The following is an 18,793-nucleotide window of genomic DNA, read 5'->3' as shown; positions in this document are numbered from 1 at the left end:
GCTGGCCACAAGCCCGCCGGTTCAAGGCAGGCCTGTGGTGCATCTGCATGCTGGCTAGGCCTCTGCGGTCGCCGCGATGCGGGCGTAGTGCTGAATGAGGCTCAGCAGTTCTTCGTCGGAGTACGGTTTGCCCAGGTAATGGTTGACGCCCAGCTCCATGGCATGCTCGCGGTGCTTTTCAGCAATGCGCGAGGTGATCATGATGATGGGCAGGTCGCGCAAGGCACCGTCTGCACGAATATTCCGCGCCAGGTCGAAACCATCCATGCGGGGCATTTCGATGTCAGACAACACGACGGTCGGACGCTCTTCCTGTAGGCGCTCCAGCGCTTGCAAGCCATCGGCCGCGAGCGCAACACGGTAGCCTTCGCGCTGCAGCAACCGCTGCGTGACCCGACGCACCGTGATTGAATCGTCCACCACCAAAACCAATGGCACCTGGCTGGGGCCAGCAAGCTGGGGAGAAACGACCGACTTGCCAGCACCTGATGAGCCATCAGCCTCCAGGACTGAAGGCAGACCCGCGCTGGCGGCACGCACCTGATCTCCGTACACCGTGGCCAACGCCACAGGGTTGTAGATCAGAACCACGGCACCCGACGCTAACACCGACATGCCGGCCAAGCCGGGCAAACGGGACAACTGAGGGCCCAGGTTCTTCACCACGACTTCCTGGTTGCCCAGAACTTCGTCCACATGCATGGCGATGCGCTGCGATGCGCTGCGGAAAATCACCACAGGTCGCGTCTTGCCAGCCGGCTCGTTGCTGCGCGCAGAAGCCTGCAGCAGCGCCCCGGACCAGAAGAACTGCAGCTGCTCCGTGCCATCGTCGAAATGGCCGGTGCGGTATGCAACTTCAAGGTCTGCCGCCGAGGTGCGCCGCACGATCTCGACCACGTTGGCGGGCACACCGATCGCCAGATCACCGGCACGCAGCATCACCACCTGCGTCACCGCCGTGGTCAAGGGCAGCACCATGCGGAAGGCGGCTCCCCTGCCAGCTTCTGTCGATGTCTCGATCCGACCGCCCAAAGCGTTGATTTCGGCACGTACCACGTCCATGCCAATGCCCCGCCCTGCCAAGCCGGTCACTTCGGAGGCCGTGGAGAACCCGGGCATGAAAATGAGGTTGGCGGCCTCGGTATCGCTCAGCTCGGTATCAGGCGCCACGATGCCTTGCGCCAGCGCTTTTTCGCGGATGCGGGGCAGATTCAGCCCGGCACCGTCGTCCCGGAACTCCACCGACACGTCGTTGCCTTCATGGTGCAACTCCACGGTGATCGTGCCCGAAGCAGGCTTGCCCGCTGCCGTGCGCACCTGGGGATCTTCGATACCGTGTGCCACGCAGTTACGCAACAAATGCTCGAACGCGGGGGTCATGCGATCCAGCACGCCACGATCCATTTCGATGGAGCCGCCGGTAATATCAAGCTTGATCTGCTTGCCGGTTTCCTTGGAGGCCTGCCGCACCACGGCATACAGGCGCTCTGCGATGCCTTCGAACTCCACCATGCGGGTGCGCAACAAGTCGCGCTGCAGTTCCCGCGCCTGGCGGCCCTGGGCAATCAGGTCATCTTCCGCACCTTCCATGGCGCGCTGCAGGTTGCGCTGCACGGTGGCCACGTCGTTCACCGACTCGGCCATCATGCGCGTGAGTTCCTGGACGCGGGTGAAGCGGTCAAACTCCAGTGGATCGAAGCCGGCAGCGGAATCCTTCGACAGGGCCAGGCGCGACTGCATCTGCGATTCAGCTTGCAATTCGATGTCCCGCAACTGCTGGCGCAGGCGGTCCAAGTTCCCCGACAAATCGGTCAGCGAACTGCGGAACTGCCCCAATCGCACGTCCAGGCGCGAACGGCTGATCATCACTTCACCCGCCTGATTGACCAGGCGGTCCAGCAACTGGGCGCGCACGCGCACCGACTGATTGGCGGCCACGCGCAAAGGCGCAAGCTGCGACGGACCAGGCAGGCGTACCGCTGGGGCGGCAGGCGTCACCGATGCGTGGACAGCGGCAGATGCTGGGGCCACCTGTGCCTCGGAGGCTTCGGGACGGGTGCGCGGTGTCTCCACCGGCAAAGAGACCACCGTATCCGCAGGCCCCTGGCCAATGGCGCGCAGTGCGTCGAAGTTCGCCTGAAGACCGTCAAAGCTCCCTTGCAAAGGCTCGATCTGGTCCGCTGTCACCGTTTCAGCGTCAAGCTGCTCTATAGCGGACTCCAGCCGGTGGGCCATCTCACCCAGGCGCATGGCACCGGCCAAGCGCGAACTGCCTTTGAGGGTGTGGAGCGCACGCAGCACTTCACTGCGGGCACCCAGATTGTCGGGGCGCGAGGCCCATTGACGCAACGCACCACCGAGCTGAGGCAACAGTTCTGCAGCCTCTTCCTCGAAGATCGGGAACAGATCCGGATCAATAACGTCGATCGCGTCGATGTCGTCATCCACATCCGAACCGAGTGCCACAGCGTGGGCAATCGCGTCATCAACGTATTGGTCGTGGTCGTGGTCGTGGACCACGGCAGACAAAGCGGGAGCCACATGTCCCCTGGGCACCACGACCGGCGTGGGCTCCGGCATGGCTGCCACGTCGGGTTCAGGTTCTACTGGGGGCAACGGCTGCGCTGCTTCTGCCTCCACTGGAGTGATTGGCTCTTGCTCCAACAGGTACTCGCCTGCAGCCTCTTCTTCGGGTGGAGACAAGGTGTTGTCCACCTCGGTTTGCAAGATCTGACGCAGTTGCTCCAACACCTCCTGGCTGGGCTCCTTGAGGAAACCCGCTGCGAACTGGTGCAGCAAACGCCGGATATCCTCGGCTGCCGCCATGAAGGCCTCGGCCTGCTCCTGTGTGCCGCCAGACTGCAACTGCACGTGCTGCAGCGCATGTTCAAGCACCCTGGCCATCTCCGACAGGGCATTGAACCCCACCGTGGCCGAACTGCCCGCCAGCGAGTGCGCGAGCGCCACCGCCATGTCCGGCAGAGGTTCATGCAGTTCCAGCGACCATTCCTGCAGGCAGGTCACCAGTCGGCGCGACCACTCATCGGCTTCGTTCAAATAAACGTTGTAGAGCGGGATGCCAATGCGCAGCGTGTCAATGACCTTGACCGCTTCGTCACCTGCACTGTCTTCCAGCTCCTGCGCCAGCGCATCGGCTACCTGTGGTTCCTCAGGAGACGCTCCCGCAGCCACATCTTCTGCGACTTCTGCAGACACTTCCTCCTGGGCCACAGATTCCAGCTCATCAGTGCTTGGCAGCATCGGCTCGGGCTCTGCCAGGTTCTGCACCTCCAGCGGCTCGGCTGCGTCCATCAATTCGACAGGCAGCGCAAAAGCACCATCCGCCACCGGTTCATCAGGCAACACGGTGACCTGCGGCAGAGCGCCCACATCAGGACCCGCTGTGGCTGGCTCCAAGTCCGGCAGTTCGAGATCCAGTACGAAATCGATGCTGGAGGGATCGAGAACCCCAGGGACGGCAGGCGCTTCGTTGAGCGCGGCAGCAAACACGGAGAAATCGATCTCCTCGGCCACTTCGGGGGCCGAAGTCGCCAAGTCTGCCGGCGATTCTGGCACATGGTCGAAAATCTCGGTAGCTTCAAAGTCTGGTACCACCAGCTCTTCTTCCACAGCCAGGGGCACCTCTGCAATCGCCTCTTGAGGCGCCTCAAGGGGCAGATCCTCCAGCGCTGCGACCTCGGGCTCAGGCGCAATGACGGCCAGAACAGGGCTCTCTGCCCCGGCGGAGGGCACCACAAGCGGCAACAGGGTTCCGTCCAGGCGCATGGCATCCGCCGACTGGCGGAATGCGTCCTGCTGCCAGCCAGAAGCACGGCCCGCTGCGATGTCGTCAGCCCAACGGCTAAAGGCACGCAACGCATCGGAAGACAGATCCAACAAACTGGGTTGCATCGGTTTTTGCTCGGCCAACCAGGCGTTGAGCAATTGCTCCATCGACCAAGCGGCCTCGCCAAAATCGTTCAGCCCCACCATCCGCGAACTGCCCTTGAGGGTATGGAAGGCACGGCGCAGCGTGGTCTGTTCGCTGAGATTGCCCGGCTCATCCCTGAGAACGTCGATCGCGGCCAAGCCATTGACCACCACCTCACGGGCTTCTTCCAGGAAAACCTCGAGCAATTCATCTTCGATTTCAGGCACCGATACAGGCGCAGGCGTTGCCGCAGCCTGCGGCAGCGGTGCCTCGCCACTTTCTGCCACGGCGGGCAGATCGAACGAAATATCGGGGGCGAGTGAATTAGGATCGACCGAAGCAAGGGGCGCGTTGGCTGCAACGCCGGGAATGTCCGGCAAGGAAGGCAACGAACCAAAATCGGTGGGCTCGCTGAGGGGTTCCTGCACAGGAAAACGCGGCACCACATCGGGCATGGGAATGGCCGACCGCTCCTCCAGCTTGGCAGGGGCCTCTTCCACGGCGTCTGAAGCGCGCGGCCGGGTTTTGCCCATGAGGATGCGCAATTCGCCCAGTTCTTCGTCATACACGAACAGCTTGCGCGCCATCGTGCGCTGGTAGCTCAGCATGTCGATCAGGAACCCCAAGGCGCCCAGGCTGTTGCCCAGCTTCTCGAACACTCCTTGACGATCTGCCTCTGGGACTTCGTTGATGAGCAAGCGCTCCACCATGTCGCGCATGCGGACCACTGCGAGCGAAGCCTGATCAAGGCCCAGCACCGACAACACACCGCGCATTTGAGCGAGGTGCCCCGGAACAGTTGCCAGGACAGCGGTGTCCTGAGGACTGCGGAAGAACTGGTCAAGCGCCTTCTCCGCTTCGCCGAGCGTAGAGCGCAGTTCGTCGACAACACTGCCCATGGTCTGGTTGTCGCTGACCCTGCGGTACAACTCTTCCATCCATTGTTCAAGGGGCTCTGGCTCCGCGCCAGCGCCCACCGCATCCAGGCGCTCTGCCAGCCGGGCAGCGCGGATTTCCATCTGATCGTCGTCCGCATCCAACTCTTCAAAAGCAGCTTGCAGATACAGGACTGAGGTTGCCACCTCCATGGCCAACGCGGCCGAAGGAGGTTCACCGGAACGCGTAGTGGACTCCAGCACGCGAGTCAGCGCCTGGGCAAGGCTTTCACTGCCAGGATGCAACTTGCGCAGCGAGTCGCAGACCAGGCTGAATTGATCTGCCGCGGGCTTGAGCTTGTTACGATCACCCCCAGCCAGCGCGGACCAGGTTTCCGTGGCAGCGGCAATCCGCTTGCGTGCCTGGGCCAGCATGGCCGGGTCAAACCGGCCAAAACGCGCAGCCTCGTAGTCCACGGGCTTGAACCGGTCCAGCGCAAAAGCCTGACGCACCGCCTGCAGAGACGGCGCTGCAATACCCGCCGAATCGGCTGGCTTGGCCTGTGAGCAGAAAAACAGCAGATCCTGAACCAGGCGGTCTGCAATCGTCGTATCACCCTTGGCGAGCGTGGCGTACTGCATCAGCACGCGGGATGCCACGCGTTTGACATAGACGTCAGCAGGCAAAAGGCCTGAACCGAAGGCTTCAAAAAAGCCTGCACATATTTTCCAGAATGCGCGGGACTGGCGGTCATGCTGTGCCGCCACGAATCCCAGGCAGGTATCCCGCAGACTCAATGAGGCACGGAGATCCCCGGATTTCACGATTCTCAGAACCGCAGCATCCAGCCGGGCACGCGCTTCGGGCCCATAGGGCAGCGGCGTGACAGAAACAGCACCCTCGGGCTCGCGAAACCGGCGCTCCACCGGCCACAGATCGGCAGGATGGACACGGTCCGCGCCCGCCAATGCCTGGGCATCGCGGTACTGAGGGAACAGCGCAACGGGCGAAGCCGCCTTGCCGGCCAGAACGGTTTCCAGATACTCAATCAGCGCAAAACTCGCACGCTCGATCACCGCTGCAGCATCGTCGCTGCAGGTTTCCGGACGTTGCACGAACTTCTGGACCGCCGACTCCATGGCCCGCAGGACCAGCGCCGGAGGGCCCATGCCCACCATTTCCAGCGCGCCACACGCTTGGTGCAGCTGCTGGCGGGCGATACGCAGTGGGCCTGCGTCCAATGCCGCAAGATCTGATTCGCGGGCAGCTTCTGCATCGCGCACAAAGCGCCGCATCGCCTTGACAGCTCCATCAAGGGATTTGCGCAGTTCGTCAAGCACCCAAGCCAAAGGACCCAGGTCCTGATCCCCCTGGGTCCCATCCGCGGCCGGTGCATTGTTGACATCAATAGATGACATGGATTCGTCCCCGGCTGCTATGAGCCAGCTGGTTGATGACTAAGCGTCAGGCGATCTTGAACCGTGCCACCGATTGGCGCAGTTCCTCAGCCATGTGCGAGAGCTCGCGCACCTGCTGCGCTGTGGTGCGGGTGCCCTCACCCGTCTGCTCGGTCACCGCAAAAATGTGCTGGATGTTGTCGGCCACTTCGTTAGCCAGAACAGCTTCCCGCGATGTTGACGACGAAATCTGCTCAATCAGCTCGGCAAGGCGACGTGACACACGGTCAATCTCGGTCAGTGCAGTACCTGCGCTGTCAGACAGACGAGCCCCTTCCACCACACCCTGCGTGGAGCGTTCCATAGCGGCCACGGCATCCTGGGTGTCGGTCTGAATCGCCTTCACCAGCGCAGAGATCTGGCGCGTTGCATCTGCAGAACGTTCAGCCAGTCGCTGCACTTCTTCGGCCACCACTGAGAAGCCTCGGCCGGCCTCACCGGCGGAAGCAGCCTGAATAGCGGCATTCAGAGCCAGCACGTTCGTCTGTTCGGTAATGTCGGAAATCAGTTCCGTGATTTCACCGATTTCCTGCGACGATTCGCCCAGGCGCTTGATCCGCTTGGAGGTGTCCTGAATCTGATCGCGGATGGAGTTCATACCGCCGATGGCGTTTTGCACGGCTTGGAGACCCGAGTCAGCAGCTTGCAGCGATTGGCGGGCCACAGTGGCGGACTCTTGGGCCTGTGTAGACACTTCATTGATTCGGGTCGCCATGTCCAGAACGGAGCGGCCGGTTTCGCGAATTTCACGCAGTTGCTCGGTCGAAGCGGCCAGCAGTTCCGTGGATGTGTTGTCCACCTGGGCGGTCGTCTGGGCCACGCGGGTGGCCGTGTTCTGCACGCTGCCCACCAGTTGGCGCAACTCTTCCACCGTGTAGTTCACCGAGTCGGCAATGGCGCCTGTGATGTCTTCCGTCACGGTGGCTTCCTGGGTCAAGTCACCTTCAGCGACCGATTGCAGTTCGTTCATCAAACGCAAAATGGCGGCCTGGTTGGCGTCATTGACACGCTTCGCTTCCTGCTCCTGGCGCTTGGCGTCTTTTTGCTGCATTTCAGCTGCAGCCTGGCGTCCCCGGCTATCGAGCAGTTGGACGCGGGAAATTCCCACACCGCAAAAGATCACAAACAAACCGGCGAGCGCGAGAGCTGCCAGCTGACCACCACCCACACCCGTCTGGGCCGACAGCTTGGTTTGCAGGCCTTCGAGCTGGCGACGCAGCGGCTCACTGTCGGCAATGATGGCGGATTGTGCTTCCCGGGCAGACACCAGGCCTTGCAGATTGCCCAGAATGGCACTGGCTTGGGTGCGGGTCTGCTCATAGAGCTTCACCAAGGCTTCCAGCTGTTCGCGGGTCTGGGCATCCTTCGTCGCAGCCAAGCGCAGTTCAGGGCTTCCATCCAACAGGCCCTGGGCGATTTCCTTGAACGAGTTCAAGTCCTTGCCCAGCAGGAACACGGCCTCGGGGCTCACGCCTTCCATGGTCTGGAATTCATTGGCGGACTTGCCGATACGCTGGGTCAACATCACGAGCTGACCAGCAGCGGAAATCTCAGCAGCAGGAGCGTTCTGCTGCAGCTTCAGGGACGACACGGTTTCTGCGATTTCGAGCAGATCCGAGGACTGGCGATTGATGGTGCGCAGAGCATCGCCCACCTGCGTCAGGATCTTCTGCTGGCCCATCACGACGCTGGCATTGCGTTCTGCACGCTCCATGAGCGGATTGACAGCGTCCAGGTCAGGCTTGTAGGGCTCACCCAGGGATTCGACGCCCAGCTCTCCATCGCCCGCATTGAGGGCGCGCACATTGCGCGCCAACACGCCGGAGCTTTCCACCACGTCCGGGAAGGCCTGCGGGCTGCCCACCAGTGCCTGCGATACCGACTTGGCCAGCCGCTGCGACTGCATCAGGGATTGACCGGTCGCCGCAAGTTGCTGCGCAGAGCGGTCGGCTTGGCGCAACACCCAGGCGGCGATCAACGCCAGGACGATCACACCAATAGCCAACAGCCCGAGCAGTCGCCGCTGGTGGGCCGCCGCCGTGGAACGACCAAGCAGCGGCAGAGCAATGAGATCCTCCTCCGCATCGGGTGCCGTCAATTCCGGCACATAACCATCCGGATCGCCTTGAACGCTGTTCATCGCTTCAGCCTGGTAGGTGTCGCGCAGCTGCCCGCCGTCCAGCGAGCCCGCAGCAAGGAGATCCTGCCCGTCATCGGCGGTGCCGGCAGTCGCGCCGGTATCCGGCGTGGCAGGTTTCCGGTTGAACAGTTTTCCAAATTGATTGACGACGGACATGGTGCAGCCTTACAGAAAAACTCAAGCACTGATGCTCAGGAAAGCGGGATGTTGGGACAGGATCTGCAAGTTCAGCTCCTGCCAGCGTGTGCCGCTGGAATCGATATAGGTGGTGCCAAAGAACGCGGGCGAATCTTCGGCGGGTGGCTCGGACGACACAAATGCATCGGTTCCACGCAGTCCCGCAAGGCGATCCACCAACAGCGCGGCGTTCACCTCCAGGGCAGCGTTGAAGGCCAGCAGGCTGGTTTCCGACAGTGCTTGCTCTGTGCGGGGCGCTGCAGAACCCAAAAGGCCGGCCAAATCCACCACACCAACCAAGCCACCGCGCAGGTTGGCAACCCCCAGAAACCAGTTCTGGGTATAGGGCACCGCCTGAATCGAGACCCAGGGGAAGATTTCCCCCGACTGTCCCAGTGGCAGCAAGTAAAAACTCCCAGCGGACTCGACAGCCAGCCAGGATGAAACAGAGGCCCCTTCAGTTCTTGCAGCCTGAAGGCGGCTGGCAAGTCGGGTCTGGAGCTCTCGCAGGGCTTCGCGGTTGGCCATGAACGCGCCGCTGCCTTAGTTCAGAGCGTCGATTTTGGCCTGCAGTTCAGCGGGATCCACGGGCTTGGTGATATAGCCCCGTGCACCCTGCCGCATCCCCCAGACGCGATCCGTTTCCTGGTTCTTGCTCGTGCACATGATGATGGGTACATCGGCATACAGCGGGTCGCGGGTGATGGCGCGTGTAAGCTGGAAGCCATTCTGCCCGGGCATCACGACGTCCATGAGGATCAGGTCGGGCTTTTCTTCCGCCAGACGGCGGAAAGCCTCGTCGGCATTTTCTGCGGTGCGGACCTGCATGCCTTTTTTCTGAAGCAGGTCCGTCAAAAACATCAACTCGGTCTTCGAGTCGTCGACGACCAATACTTTCTGGATGGGCATTACATCGCTCCTTGTTGGGAATTGCCAAACTGCTGCACTGCCTGCAACAGCTGGTCTTTGGTAAACGGTTTGGTGAGATATTCCTGGCAGCCGACCATGCGCCCGCGCGCTTTGTCGAATACGCCATCCTTGGAGGACAGCATCACCACCGGAGTATCTGCAAAACGGGCATTGCGCTTGATGATGGCGCAGGTCTGGTACCCGTCGAGCTTGGGCATGAGGATGTCGCAGAAAATCAGCTGAGGCTGGTAATCATTGACTTTGGCCAAAGCATCAAAGCCGTCGTCGGCCAACAAGACTTCGTGCCCCCCCTGCTTGAGAAAAATCTCGGCGCTTCGACGGATGGTGTTGCTGTCATCCACCACGAGCACTTTGAAAGATGCGCCTGTTGTAGTCAATTGTTACTGCTCCTGATGGAGAAAAAAACAACGCAGCAGCACATGATGCTGGTGCGCCTCAAATCTGAACCATCTCGAAGTCTTCCTTGCGGGCCCCACACTCGGGGCAGGTCCAGTTCATCGGAACCTGATCCCAGGGTGTATTGGGTGCAATGCCGTGCTCAGGTGAACCCTCTGCTTCGTCATAAATCCAACCGCAAATCAAACACATCCAAGTTTTAGAGTCGATCACAGCTTAAAGGGCCTTCACATAGAATGCAACGATTGTATCTAGTCATCTCCGTGGGCTGCGGCTTCGGTGCCACCCCTCAAGCAGGATCTGGTCCATGACCACCAAAGCATCCCCTCCCCCCCCCGAAAGCATAGACATTGAAGATGACGGTTCTGAGGACGCAAGCCCTGCGTGTGTCCTCGTCTTCAATGCCAGCGACCCCAGCGGTGCCGGTGGGCTGACAGCCGACATCACCACCATTGCCTCCGTGGGCGGGCATCCGATTGCCGTGGTCACAGGCGCCTATGCCCGCGACACCGCAGAGATTTTTGACCACTTCAGCTTTGACGACGAGGCTGTGGCCGAGCAGGCCCGGGCCGTGCTGGAAGACCTGCCAGTACAGGCCATCAAGGTCGGTTTCGTGGGCAGCCCGGAGAACATCAGCACCATTGCCGAGATCACGACCGACTACGACGAAGTCCCCGTGATCGCCTACATGCCCAACCTGTCCTGGTGGCGCGACGAGCTGATCGACGAGTACCTGGATGCCTTCCGCGAATTGTTGTTACCGCAGACCTCGGTGTTGGTTGGAAACCACAGCACCTTGTGGCGCTGGCTGCTGCCCGACTGGACCAGCGACCGCAGTCCCACTGCCCGCGACATTGCCCGGGCCGCCTCCGAGATGGGCGTGCCTTACACCCTGGTCACCGGCATTCCGCTGCCCGAGCAGTTTGTCGAGAACGTGCTCGCATCCCCCCAGACCGTGCTGGGCAGTGGCAAGTTCGAACTGTTCGACGCCACCTTCTCCGGCGCGGGCGACACCTTGTCCGCCGCCCTCACGGCCCTGGTGGCCAGCGGCAACGACCTGGGCGAAGCCACCAGCGAAGCCCTGGGCTACCTCGACCGCTGCCTGGACGCCGGCTTTCGCCCCGGAATGGGGCACATCGTGCCCGATCGCATGTTCTGGGCCCAGCCCGACGATGACGAGGCCGACGGCGACGAAGAAGAACTCCTGATTGACGAAGCGCAAGCCCTCGAAGGCTTTGTGATGCCCCCCCATGACACCAAGCACTGATCTCAACATCCCCCTGTTCGAACGCGCCAAGGCGCTGATCCCCGGCGGCGTGAACTCGCCCGTGCGGGCCTTCAAGGCCGTCGGCGGCACGCCCCGTTTCGTGAAACGTGCCAAGGGCGCCTACTTCTGGGACGCCAATGACCAGCGTTTCATCGACTACATCGGCTCCTGGGGCCCGATGATCCTGGGCCACGGCCACCCCGCCGTGCTCGAAGCTGTGCAGAGCGCCGCGCTTGAAGGCTTCAGCTTTGGTGCGCCGACCGAGCGCGAGGTGGAGCTGGCCGAGGAAATCCTGAGCCTCGTCCCTTCGATGGAGATGATCCGCCTGGTCAGCTCGGGCACCGAAGCCGGCATGAGCGCTATCCGCCTGGCGCGCGGTGCCACGGGCCGCAGCAAGTTCATTAAGTTTGAGGGCTGCTACCACGGCCATGCCGATTCGCTGCTGGTCAAGGCCGGCTCGGGCCTGGCCACGTTTGGCAATGCCACCAGCGCGGGCGTACCGCCCGAAGTGGTGCAGCACACCCTGGTGCTGGAATACAACAACGTCGCCCAGCTCGAAGAAGCCTTCGCCCTGCATGGCAAGGAACTGGCCTGCGTGATGATCGAGCCCATCGCGGGCAACATGAACCTGGTGCGCGCCAGCGTGCCGTTCATGAAGCGCTGCCGCGAGCTGTGCACCGAACACGGCGCGCTGCTGGTACTTGATGAGGTGATGACCGGCTTTCGCGTGGCCCTGGGCAGCGCGCAGAGCGTGTACGCCAAGAGCATCCCCGGCTTCAAGCCCGACATCACGGTGCTCGGCAAGGTGATCGGTGGCGGTATGCCGCTGGCCGCCTTTGGGGGCCCGCGCGCCATCATGGAACACCTGGCCCCGCTGGGTGCCGTGTACCAGGCGGGCACGCTGTCGGGCAACCCGGTGGCCACGGCCTGCGGGCTGGCCACGCTGCGCGAGATCAAGAAACCTGGCTTCTTCGACGCCCTCTCGGCCACCACACGCTCGCTGGTCGATGGGCTGGCCGCTGCAGCGGCGGCCGAGGGCGTGCCCTTCAGCACCGACAGCGAAGGCGGCATGTTCGGCTTCTTCCTGATGCCCGAGCTGCCCCAGAACTACGCCCAGGTGCTCAAGACCGACAGCGCGCGTTTCAACCAGTTGTTCCACGGCCTGCTGGACCGCGGTATCTACATTGCGCCGGCGCTGTACGAGGCGGGTTTCGTGAGCTCGGCCCATACGGCCGACGATATTGCCGCCACCGTGGCAGCCGCCCGCGAAGTGTTCAAAGAACTATCAAAATAATAGCTACTGGCGCTTTACCATCAAGCGCCAGAGGCCATTCTTACTGATATTCCCGCTTACCTACCCGCTTTAGCTTTCACAACAGCCCCCGCAACTCGCGCGCGGCCTCGTGCAGCAGGGGCCGCATATCGCGCTGCAGGCTGCCCTCATCGATCTGCTTGGGCGACGCCACCACATTGAGCGCCGCCACCGTGTCGCCCTGCAGGTTGCGCAGGGGCACGGCCAGCGCATGCACGCCCAGCTCGTGCTCTTCCACCGCCAGACAGTAGTCGTCACGCCGCACCTTGGCAATCACTTGCCGCAGCGGGCCGACCTGGGTGATGGTGTGGGGTGTGAGGCGGTGCAACGAACAGGCCTTGAACCACGCCGTCAGCCCCGCCGGCGGCAACGCCGCCAGCAGAACCCGCCCCGTGGACGTGGGGTGTGCTGGCAGCCGCGCCCCCAGGTGCAGTCCATAGGCCAGCACACGCGACGGCGCACCATACACCCCGCTGCGCGCCACGATCACGACCTCGCTGCCATCCAGCACCACCGCCGAAAACGACTGCTGCGTCTGTGCCGCCAGCCGGTTGAGCGTGGGCTGCAGCACACGCGGCAGCCGCGCCGAGGCCAGGTAGCTGCCTGAAAACCGCAGCACCTTGGGCGCCAGCCAGAAGTAGCTGCCGTCCGTCTCCAGATACCCCAGGTGCGCCAGGGTCAGCAGGTGCCGCCGCGCCGCCGCGCGCGTGAGGCCGGTGCGCTGGGCTGCCAGCGTGGCATTCAGGCGCTGGCGTTCGGTGTCAAAACTCTCCAGCACCGCCATGCCCTTGGCCATGCCTTCGATGAAGTCTGCTTTGGCGATGGGAACGGTGGTCATTCGGGTTCCAGAGTGGGTGGGTCAGTCGGCCGATGGGTGGCCTGAGACGCGATGCGGCTCAACGGGCGAACCAGCGGTTGGCGTACCGAGGTCCCTTGGCACGGAAGATTGCGCGATGATCGCACATTGCATCTATCTATCGCCCACTAGCGCCCTGGCCGGACCCCGGATTGACCTGGATCAACCTACGCTTGACCCTGTTCATCTACCGCTCTCCAACGCCTTTGTGAGGTTGTCCACCATGCGTACCCAGGTTGCCATCATCGGCGCAGGCCCCGCCGGTCTGCTGCTCGGCCAGTTGCTCTACAAGTCCGGCATCGACGCCGTCGTCATCGAACAGCGCAGCCCCGACTACGTGCTGGGCCGCATCCGCGCCGGGGTGCTGGAGCAGGTCAGCATGGACCTGCTGGACCAGGCCGGCGTCGGCGCCCGTGCCCATGCCGAAGGCCTGCCGCACGACGGCATCGAGCTGCTGTTCAAGGGTGCACGGCACCGCATCGACCTGCACGCGCTGACCGGCGGCAGCCGCGTGACGGTGTACGGCCAAACCGAAGTGACGCGCGACCTGATGGATGCGCGCACGGCAGAAGGCTTGACCACCGTGTACGACGCGCAGAACGTACAAGTGCACGACTTCGACGGCCAAAGCCCCCGCGTGACCTACCAGAAGGACGGTCAGACGCACGAGCTGGCCTGTGACTTCATCGCAGGCTGCGACGGCTACCACGGCGTGTGCCGCGCAAGCGCCCCGGCCGACGTGCTCAAGACCTATGAGCGTGTGTACCCCTTCGGCTGGCTGGGCGTGCTGGCCGACGTGCCGCCCGTCTCGCACGAACTGATCTATGCCAACACCGAACGTGGCTTTGCGCTGTGCAGCATGCGCAGCGCCACCCGCAGCCGCTACTACGTGCAGGTCCCCAACACCGACAAGATCGAGAACTGGACCATCGACCAGTTCTGGACCGAGCTGGGCAACCGCCTGGACCCCGAGGCACGTGCCAATCTGGTCACCGGCCCGGCGCTGGAGATGAGCATTGCCCCGCTGCGCAGCTTTGTGGCCGAACCCATGCGTTTTGGCCGCATGTTCCTGGCGGGCGACGCAGCCCACATCGTGCCGCCCACGGGCGCCAAGGGCCTGAACCTGGCGGCCAGCGACGTGGGTTACCTCTGGACCGCGCTCACCGAGTTCTACACAGAGAAATCAACCGTGGGCATCGACACCTACTCCGACCGCTGCCTGCGCCGGGTGTGGCGGGCAGAGCGCTTCTCGTGGTGGTTCACCTCGCTGATGCACCGCTTCCCCGAGACGGGCGAGTTCGGCCAGAAGATCCAGGAGGCCGAGCTGGATTACCTCATCAACTCGCGCGCCGCCTCGGTCTCATTGGCCGAGAACTATGTCGGACTGCCGATGAACTTCGGGACCTGAGGCAGAACGCCACCTGCCCTGGAAAGCGGACGGCTTGGTGCCGCAGTGCACAAAAAAAAAGGCGGCTCAGACCGCCTTTTGTTTTTCCCTCTGCCGACAGAAAGCGCGCAGCCCATGCCAGGGCACCCGCGCAAGGGCCGCCCCGCCGCGCCGGGTGCGTCCCCCTTCCCGAATGGCGCAGCCATTCGAGAGAAGGGGGAAGGCGCGCAGCGCCTCAGGGGGATGTACCGAATTCAGTGGCGGAAATGGCGAACGCCGCTGAACACCATCGCCACACCGCGCTCGTTGGCAGCGTCGATGACTTCGTTGTCGCGCATGGAGCCACCGGGCTGGATCACGCAGGTGGCGCCTGCATCGACCACCACGTCGAGGCCGTCGCGGAAGGGGAAGAAGGCGTCGCTGGCCACCACGGTGCCCTGCAGCGACAGGTTGGCGTGCCCGGCCTTGATGCTGGCGATGCGGGCCGAGTCCAGGCGGCTCATCTGGCCCGCACCCACACCCATGGTCATGCCGCCCTTGCAGAAAACGATGGCGTTGCTCTTGACGTACTTGGCCACCTTCCAGGCGAACAGCAGATCTTCCATCTGTTCCAGCGTGGGCTGCTTCTGGGTCACAACCTTGAGGTCGATGAGCGAGAGCTCATGGTTGTCGGCAGTCTGCAGCAGCAGGCCCGAGCCGATGCGCTTGGCGTCCATGGCATTGCGGCCACGCGCCCAGTCGGTCTTGCCACCGTGTGCAGGCAGTGCGATCTTGAGCAGGCGCACATTGGCCTTGGCCTTGAACACTTCCAGCGCTTCGGCCGTGAAGTCGGGGGCCATCAGCACTTCGACAAACTGCTTGGAGATCTGCTGCGCGGCGTTGCCGTCCACCGTGCGATTGAAGGCGATGATGCCGCCGAAGGCGCTGGTCGGATCGGTCTGGAAGGCCTTGCTGTAGCTATCCAGCGCATCCAGGCCAACGGCCACGCCGCAGGGGTTGGCGTGCTTGACGATCACGCAGGCCGGGGCCTCGAAGCTCTTCACACATTCCCAGGCAGCGTCGGCATCGGCGATATTGTTGTAGCTCAGCTCCTTGCCCTGCAGCTGCACGCCCGTGACGAGCGAGCCGGGCGCGGGATGCAGGTCGCGGTACAGCGCGGCCTGCTGGTGGCTGTTTTCACCGTACCGCAGGTCCTGTACCTTGGTGAAGATGCCGTTGCTCTGGCCGGAGAACTGGGCGCGTGTGGGCACATAGGTTTCCGACAGCTTTTCTTCTTCAAACGTGACGGACGAGAGGTAGTCGCTGATGGCACCGTCGTACTGGGCGATGCGGTTGAATGCTGCCACCGACAGAGCAAAACGCAATTTGTCAGACAGCTTGCCGCCCGCTTTCAGCTCGGCCAGCACGGCGTCGTACTGGTCGGCCGAGGTGATCACGCCCACGTCGTTCCAGTTCTTGGCGGCGCTGCGCACCATGGCGGGGCCGCCGATGTCGATGTTCTCGATGGCGTCGGCCAGCGTGCAACCTGCCTTGGCCACGGTGGCTTCAAAGGGGTAGAGGTTGACCACCAGCAGGTCGATGGTGTCGATGCCGTGTTCCTTCAAAGCCGCCATGTGTTCGGGCAGCTCGCGGCGCGCCAGCAGGCCGCCGTGCACCTTGGGGTGCAGCGTCTTCACGCGGCCGTCCAGCATTTCAGGAAACTGCGTGACCTCGGCCACTTCGGTCACGGGCAGGCCCTTGTCGGCGAGCAGCTTGGCGGTGCCGCCGGTGGACAGCAGCTTGATGCCCAGGGCATGCAGGGCTTGCGCGAATTCGACGATGCCGGTCTTGTCGGAGACGGAGAGGAGTGCGTTCATGGTGTGGGTGGGGAGGGTTTGAATAAAAACAGGCCCTGGCGCTTATCCATCAAGCGTCAGCAGCTATAAATTGAATAGCAAATGACACAATGGCGTCAGAGCAGCTTGTGCTCGACGAGCTTTTTGCGCAGCGTGTTGCGGTTCAGGCCCAGCCATTCGGCCGCGCGGGACTGGTTGTTGTCGGCGTGTGTCATCACCACTTCCAGCAGCGGCTTTTCGACCACACGCACCAGCATCTCGTACATGCCATCGGGTGTCTCACCGCCCAGGTCGCGAAAGTAGCCCTGCAGGCTCTCGCGCACGCATTCTTCTATGTGTTTCTTGCTCATGCAGCCAATCCCTCTTGTTCTTCTGGTTCTGCATCCACGCCCGTGGCGGCGGGTAGCCGGTCCATCTGTTGCGCGAGGGCATCCAGGTGGTCGGCCACGGCCTGCCACTGCGTGGTGCAGTCTTCGATCGTGTTGATGTGTTGCCTGAAGGCCTCGCCGCCCGGCAGCGCGCGCAGGTACCACGCAATGTGCTTGCGTGCACTGCGCACCCCGGTCAGCTCGCCGTACAGGCTGTAGTGGTCCTGCAGGTGGTCCAGCAGCAGGCGCCGCACCTCGGCCACCAGCGGTGGCGCCAGGTGTTCGCCCGTGGCCAGAAAGTGGCCGATCTCGCGGAAGATCCACGGGCGGCCCTGGGCGGCGCGGCCAATCATGATCGCGTCAGCGCCGGTGGCAGCCAGCACATCACGCGCCTTCTCGGGCGAGGTGATGTCGCCATTGGCCACCACAGGCACCTTCACCGCCGCCTTGACGGCCGCGATGGTGTCGTACTCCGCATGGCCCTTGTAGCCCTGCTCGCGCGTGCGGCCGTGCACGGTGAGCATCTGGATACCCACGGCCTCGAACTGCCGCGCGAGTTGCACCGCGTTCTTGTGCTCCTGGCACCAGCCGGTGCGCATCTTCAGCGTGACGGGCACGTTGAAGGGCGCGCAGGCCTGCACCACGGCCTCGGCAATTTCCACCGCCAGCGCCTCGTTCTGCATCAGCGCGGAGCCCGCCCACTTGTTACACACCTTCTTGGCCGGGCAACCCAAGTTGATATCGATGATCTGCGCGCCACGCTCCACGTTGTAGACCGCGGCCTCGGCCATCATCGGCGCATCGGTGCCGGCGATCTGCACGGCAATGGGCCCCGGTTCCCCTTCATGATTGGCCCGGCGCGAGGTCTTGAGGCTGTTCCACAAGTCCTTGCGCGAGGTCACCATCTCGCTCACCGCATACCCAGCCCCCAGCGCCTTGCACAACTGGCGAAACGGCCGGTCTGTGACGCCCGCCATCGGGGCGACGAACAACCGGTTCGCCAAAGGAATGTGGCCGATGTGCATGGACGGGGGGTGAGATAGAGGCAGCAGCAGATGCTGAAAAAGGAGGCAGGATTGTACCTGCTGAAAATTTCAGCAAATGAAATGTTTTGCCCCCTGAAAAATTGGACGGGAGCGCCTCCGTGGGACCTCGCGTCCATCAAACGCTGTCCCGGCTGGGCAAGCTCATCGTGCAGCGAGGTCGGCGTCTGCGGTGCGCACAGGTGCAGTGCCGCGCTGCGCAAAGCGCCACCAGGCATCCGGGGTGTTTTCGAACTGATGGCGGGCCATCATCGCGCGCAGCCAATCACGGTTGTGCCGCACATCGGGCGAAAAGCCCTGCGCAGCCGCTGCCGCGCCTGCCAGCTCCACACCTGCGGGCGTGCCCATGTCCACGTCATGCCCATCTGCCAGCGGCCCACGCACCACCTTGCTGGCCTTCATTCCGTCCACCACACGCACCTTCACCACCCAGCCACCGCCAGCCGCCGGGCAGGTGGCTTGCAGCACCATGCCTTGCGCCTGCAGCTCCTGGCCAGCACGCTGCAAGGCCGCGCGCGCCGACGGTGTTTCGGTGCAGGTGGTGAAGGCGGCGGTCGGCACCTCGGCGGCGGACAGTTCGGGCACCGCAGCCCGTGGGCTGTGTGCACATGCGGCCAGCAGCAGTGCCAAGACCAGCGGTGCCCAGCGCGGACCTACCGGCAGGCCCGCCTGGGCCGGACTGCCAGTAACGACATGGGGTTGAAAACTGTGCATGGGGCCTCCTCCGTGTGGATTTTTTGAGGGACGGTGTGGGTATCACGATACGAAAGACGCCATCTACAGGCCATGCGCAGATGGCGCGGACCGGCGTAGGACGG

At 63.1% G+C, this 18,793-nt stretch carries 14 protein-coding genes; 3 read left to right on the top strand and 11 right to left on the bottom strand.

All coding sequences use genetic code 11. The features are described from left to right. Positions 1 to 54 precede the first annotated feature (54 nt). Genes IB243_RS05030 through IB243_RS05005 form a run of 6 tightly spaced genes read right to left on the bottom strand, consistent with a single transcriptional unit; the run spans position 55 to position 10,120 of the window. Entirely contained in the window at positions 55 to 6,225 is a 6,171-nt protein-coding gene (locus IB243_RS05030) for an Hpt domain-containing protein (protein ID WP_192425513.1), read from the bottom strand. Positions 6,226 to 6,271: 46 nt separating this feature from the next. Beyond that, on the bottom strand, positions 6,272 to 8,560 hold the full coding sequence (locus tag IB243_RS05025) for a methyl-accepting chemotaxis protein (protein WP_010459516.1): 2,289 nt from the start codon (positions 8,558 to 8,560) through the stop codon (positions 6,272 to 6,274). Between the two features lie 21 nt (positions 8,561 to 8,581). Next, entirely contained in the window at positions 8,582 to 9,109 is a 528-nt protein-coding gene (locus IB243_RS05020; protein WP_029413284.1) for a chemotaxis protein CheW, read from the bottom strand. 15 nt (positions 9,110 to 9,124) lie between these two features. Continuing rightward, positions 9,125 to 9,490: a PleD family two-component system response regulator gene (locus tag IB243_RS05015; protein WP_010459520.1), complete on the bottom strand. Its 366-nt coding sequence runs from the start codon at positions 9,488 to 9,490 to the stop codon at positions 9,125 to 9,127. Next, complete coding sequence (locus tag IB243_RS05010; protein ID WP_005796099.1) at positions 9,490 to 9,888, bottom strand: PleD family two-component system response regulator; 399 nt, start codon at positions 9,886 to 9,888, stop codon at positions 9,490 to 9,492. Before IB243_RS05010 ends, IB243_RS05015 begins: the two co-directional genes overlap by 1 nt. A gap of 58 nt (positions 9,889 to 9,946) precedes the next feature. Continuing rightward, positions 9,947 to 10,120 carry a rubredoxin gene (locus tag IB243_RS05005; protein ID WP_008903269.1) on the bottom strand — a complete coding sequence of 58 codons (174 nt, stop codon included), beginning with the start codon at positions 10,118 to 10,120 and terminating at the stop codon, positions 9,947 to 9,949. A gap of 94 nt (positions 10,121 to 10,214) precedes the next feature. On the opposite strand from IB243_RS05005, the gene IB243_RS05000 reads away from it, so the two are divergent. Together IB243_RS05000 and hemL are read left to right on the top strand one after the other, a co-directional pair. Beyond that, positions 10,215 to 11,174, top strand: coding sequence for a bifunctional hydroxymethylpyrimidine kinase/phosphomethylpyrimidine kinase (locus IB243_RS05000; protein ID WP_192425512.1), 960 nt, complete (start codon positions 10,215 to 10,217; stop codon positions 11,172 to 11,174). Then, positions 11,158 to 12,468: a glutamate-1-semialdehyde 2,1-aminomutase gene (gene hemL, locus IB243_RS04995; protein ID WP_057226233.1), complete on the top strand. Its 1,311-nt coding sequence runs from the start codon at positions 11,158 to 11,160 to the stop codon at positions 12,466 to 12,468. The genes IB243_RS05000 and hemL overlap by 17 nt, the downstream gene beginning before the upstream one ends. 76 nt (positions 12,469 to 12,544) lie before the next feature. Here hemL and IB243_RS04990 read toward each other — a convergent pair whose 3' ends face one another. Beyond that, positions 12,545 to 13,324, bottom strand: a complete 780-nt coding sequence (locus tag IB243_RS04990) for an IclR family transcriptional regulator C-terminal domain-containing protein (RefSeq protein WP_192425511.1) — start codon at positions 13,322 to 13,324, stop codon at positions 12,545 to 12,547. A 241-nt stretch (positions 13,325 to 13,565) separates the two neighbouring features. On the opposite strand from IB243_RS04990, the gene pobA reads away from it, so the two are divergent. Next, a complete protein-coding gene (gene pobA / locus IB243_RS04985) occupies positions 13,566 to 14,750 on the top strand; it encodes a 4-hydroxybenzoate 3-monooxygenase (protein ID WP_192425510.1) in 1,185 nt (394 codons plus the stop codon). 233 nt (positions 14,751 to 14,983) lie between these two features. Here pobA and purH read toward each other — a convergent pair whose 3' ends face one another. The 4 genes from purH to IB243_RS04965 form a co-directional block, all read right to left on the bottom strand. After that, positions 14,984 to 16,585, bottom strand: a complete 1,602-nt coding sequence (gene purH / locus IB243_RS04980; protein ID WP_192425509.1) for a bifunctional phosphoribosylaminoimidazolecarboxamide formyltransferase/IMP cyclohydrolase — start codon at positions 16,583 to 16,585, stop codon at positions 14,984 to 14,986. Between the two features lie 95 nt (positions 16,586 to 16,680). Continuing rightward, on the bottom strand, positions 16,681 to 16,914 hold the full coding sequence (locus IB243_RS04975) for a Fis family transcriptional regulator (protein WP_010459546.1): 234 nt from the start codon (positions 16,912 to 16,914) through the stop codon (positions 16,681 to 16,683). Beyond that, positions 16,911 to 17,957, bottom strand: coding sequence for a tRNA dihydrouridine synthase DusB (gene dusB / locus IB243_RS04970; RefSeq protein WP_192425507.1), 1,047 nt, complete (start codon positions 17,955 to 17,957; stop codon positions 16,911 to 16,913). Before dusB ends, IB243_RS04975 begins: the two co-directional genes overlap by 4 nt. A 162-nt stretch (positions 17,958 to 18,119) precedes the next feature. After that, positions 18,120 to 18,689, bottom strand: coding sequence for a D-Ala-D-Ala dipeptidase (locus IB243_RS04965; protein ID WP_192425505.1), 570 nt, complete (start codon positions 18,687 to 18,689; stop codon positions 18,120 to 18,122). Positions 18,690 to 18,793 lie beyond the last annotated feature (104 nt).

The organism is Acidovorax sp. ACV01 (assembly GCF_014851495.1).
GTDB lineage: Bacteria > Pseudomonadota > Gammaproteobacteria > Burkholderiales > Burkholderiaceae_C > Acidovorax > Acidovorax radicis.
The sequence above is the reverse complement of the archived record's forward strand: the minus strand, read 5'-3'. Positions and strand labels throughout refer to the sequence as shown.

Bases quoted from the DNA above. Each gene is read 5' to 3' on its own strand.
- dusB (WP_192425507.1), bottom strand. From the start codon at position 17,957: ATGCACATCGGCCACATTCCTTTGGCGAACCGGTTGTTCGTCGCCCCG.
- IB243_RS04990 (WP_192425511.1), bottom strand. From the start codon at position 13,324: ATGACCACCGTTCCCATCGCCAAAGCAGACTTCATCGAAGGCATGGCC.
- IB243_RS05020 (WP_029413284.1), bottom strand. From the start codon at position 9,109: ATGGCCAACCGCGAAGCCCTGCGAGAGCTCCAGACCCGACTTGCCAGC.
- IB243_RS04965 (WP_192425505.1), bottom strand. From the start codon at position 18,689: ATGCACAGTTTTCAACCCCATGTCGTTACTGGCAGTCCGGCCCAGGCG.
- IB243_RS05025 (WP_010459516.1), bottom strand. From the start codon at position 8,560: ATGTCCGTCGTCAATCAATTTGGAAAACTGTTCAACCGGAAACCTGCC.
- IB243_RS05015 (WP_010459520.1), bottom strand. From the start codon at position 9,490: ATGCCCATCCAGAAAGTATTGGTCGTCGACGACTCGAAGACCGAGTTG.
- purH (WP_192425509.1), bottom strand. From the start codon at position 16,585: ATGAACGCACTCCTCTCCGTCTCCGACAAGACCGGCATCGTCGAATTC.
- hemL (WP_057226233.1), top strand. From the start codon at position 11,158: ATGACACCAAGCACTGATCTCAACATCCCCCTGTTCGAACGCGCCAAG.
- pobA (WP_192425510.1), top strand. From the start codon at position 13,566: ATGCGTACCCAGGTTGCCATCATCGGCGCAGGCCCCGCCGGTCTGCTG.
- IB243_RS05000 (WP_192425512.1), top strand. From the start codon at position 10,215: ATGACCACCAAAGCATCCCCTCCCCCCCCCGAAAGCATAGACATTGAA.
- IB243_RS05030 (WP_192425513.1), bottom strand. From the start codon at position 6,225: ATGTCATCTATTGATGTCAACAATGCACCGGCCGCGGATGGGACCCAG.
- IB243_RS04975 (WP_010459546.1), bottom strand. From the start codon at position 16,914: ATGAGCAAGAAACACATAGAAGAATGCGTGCGCGAGAGCCTGCAGGGC.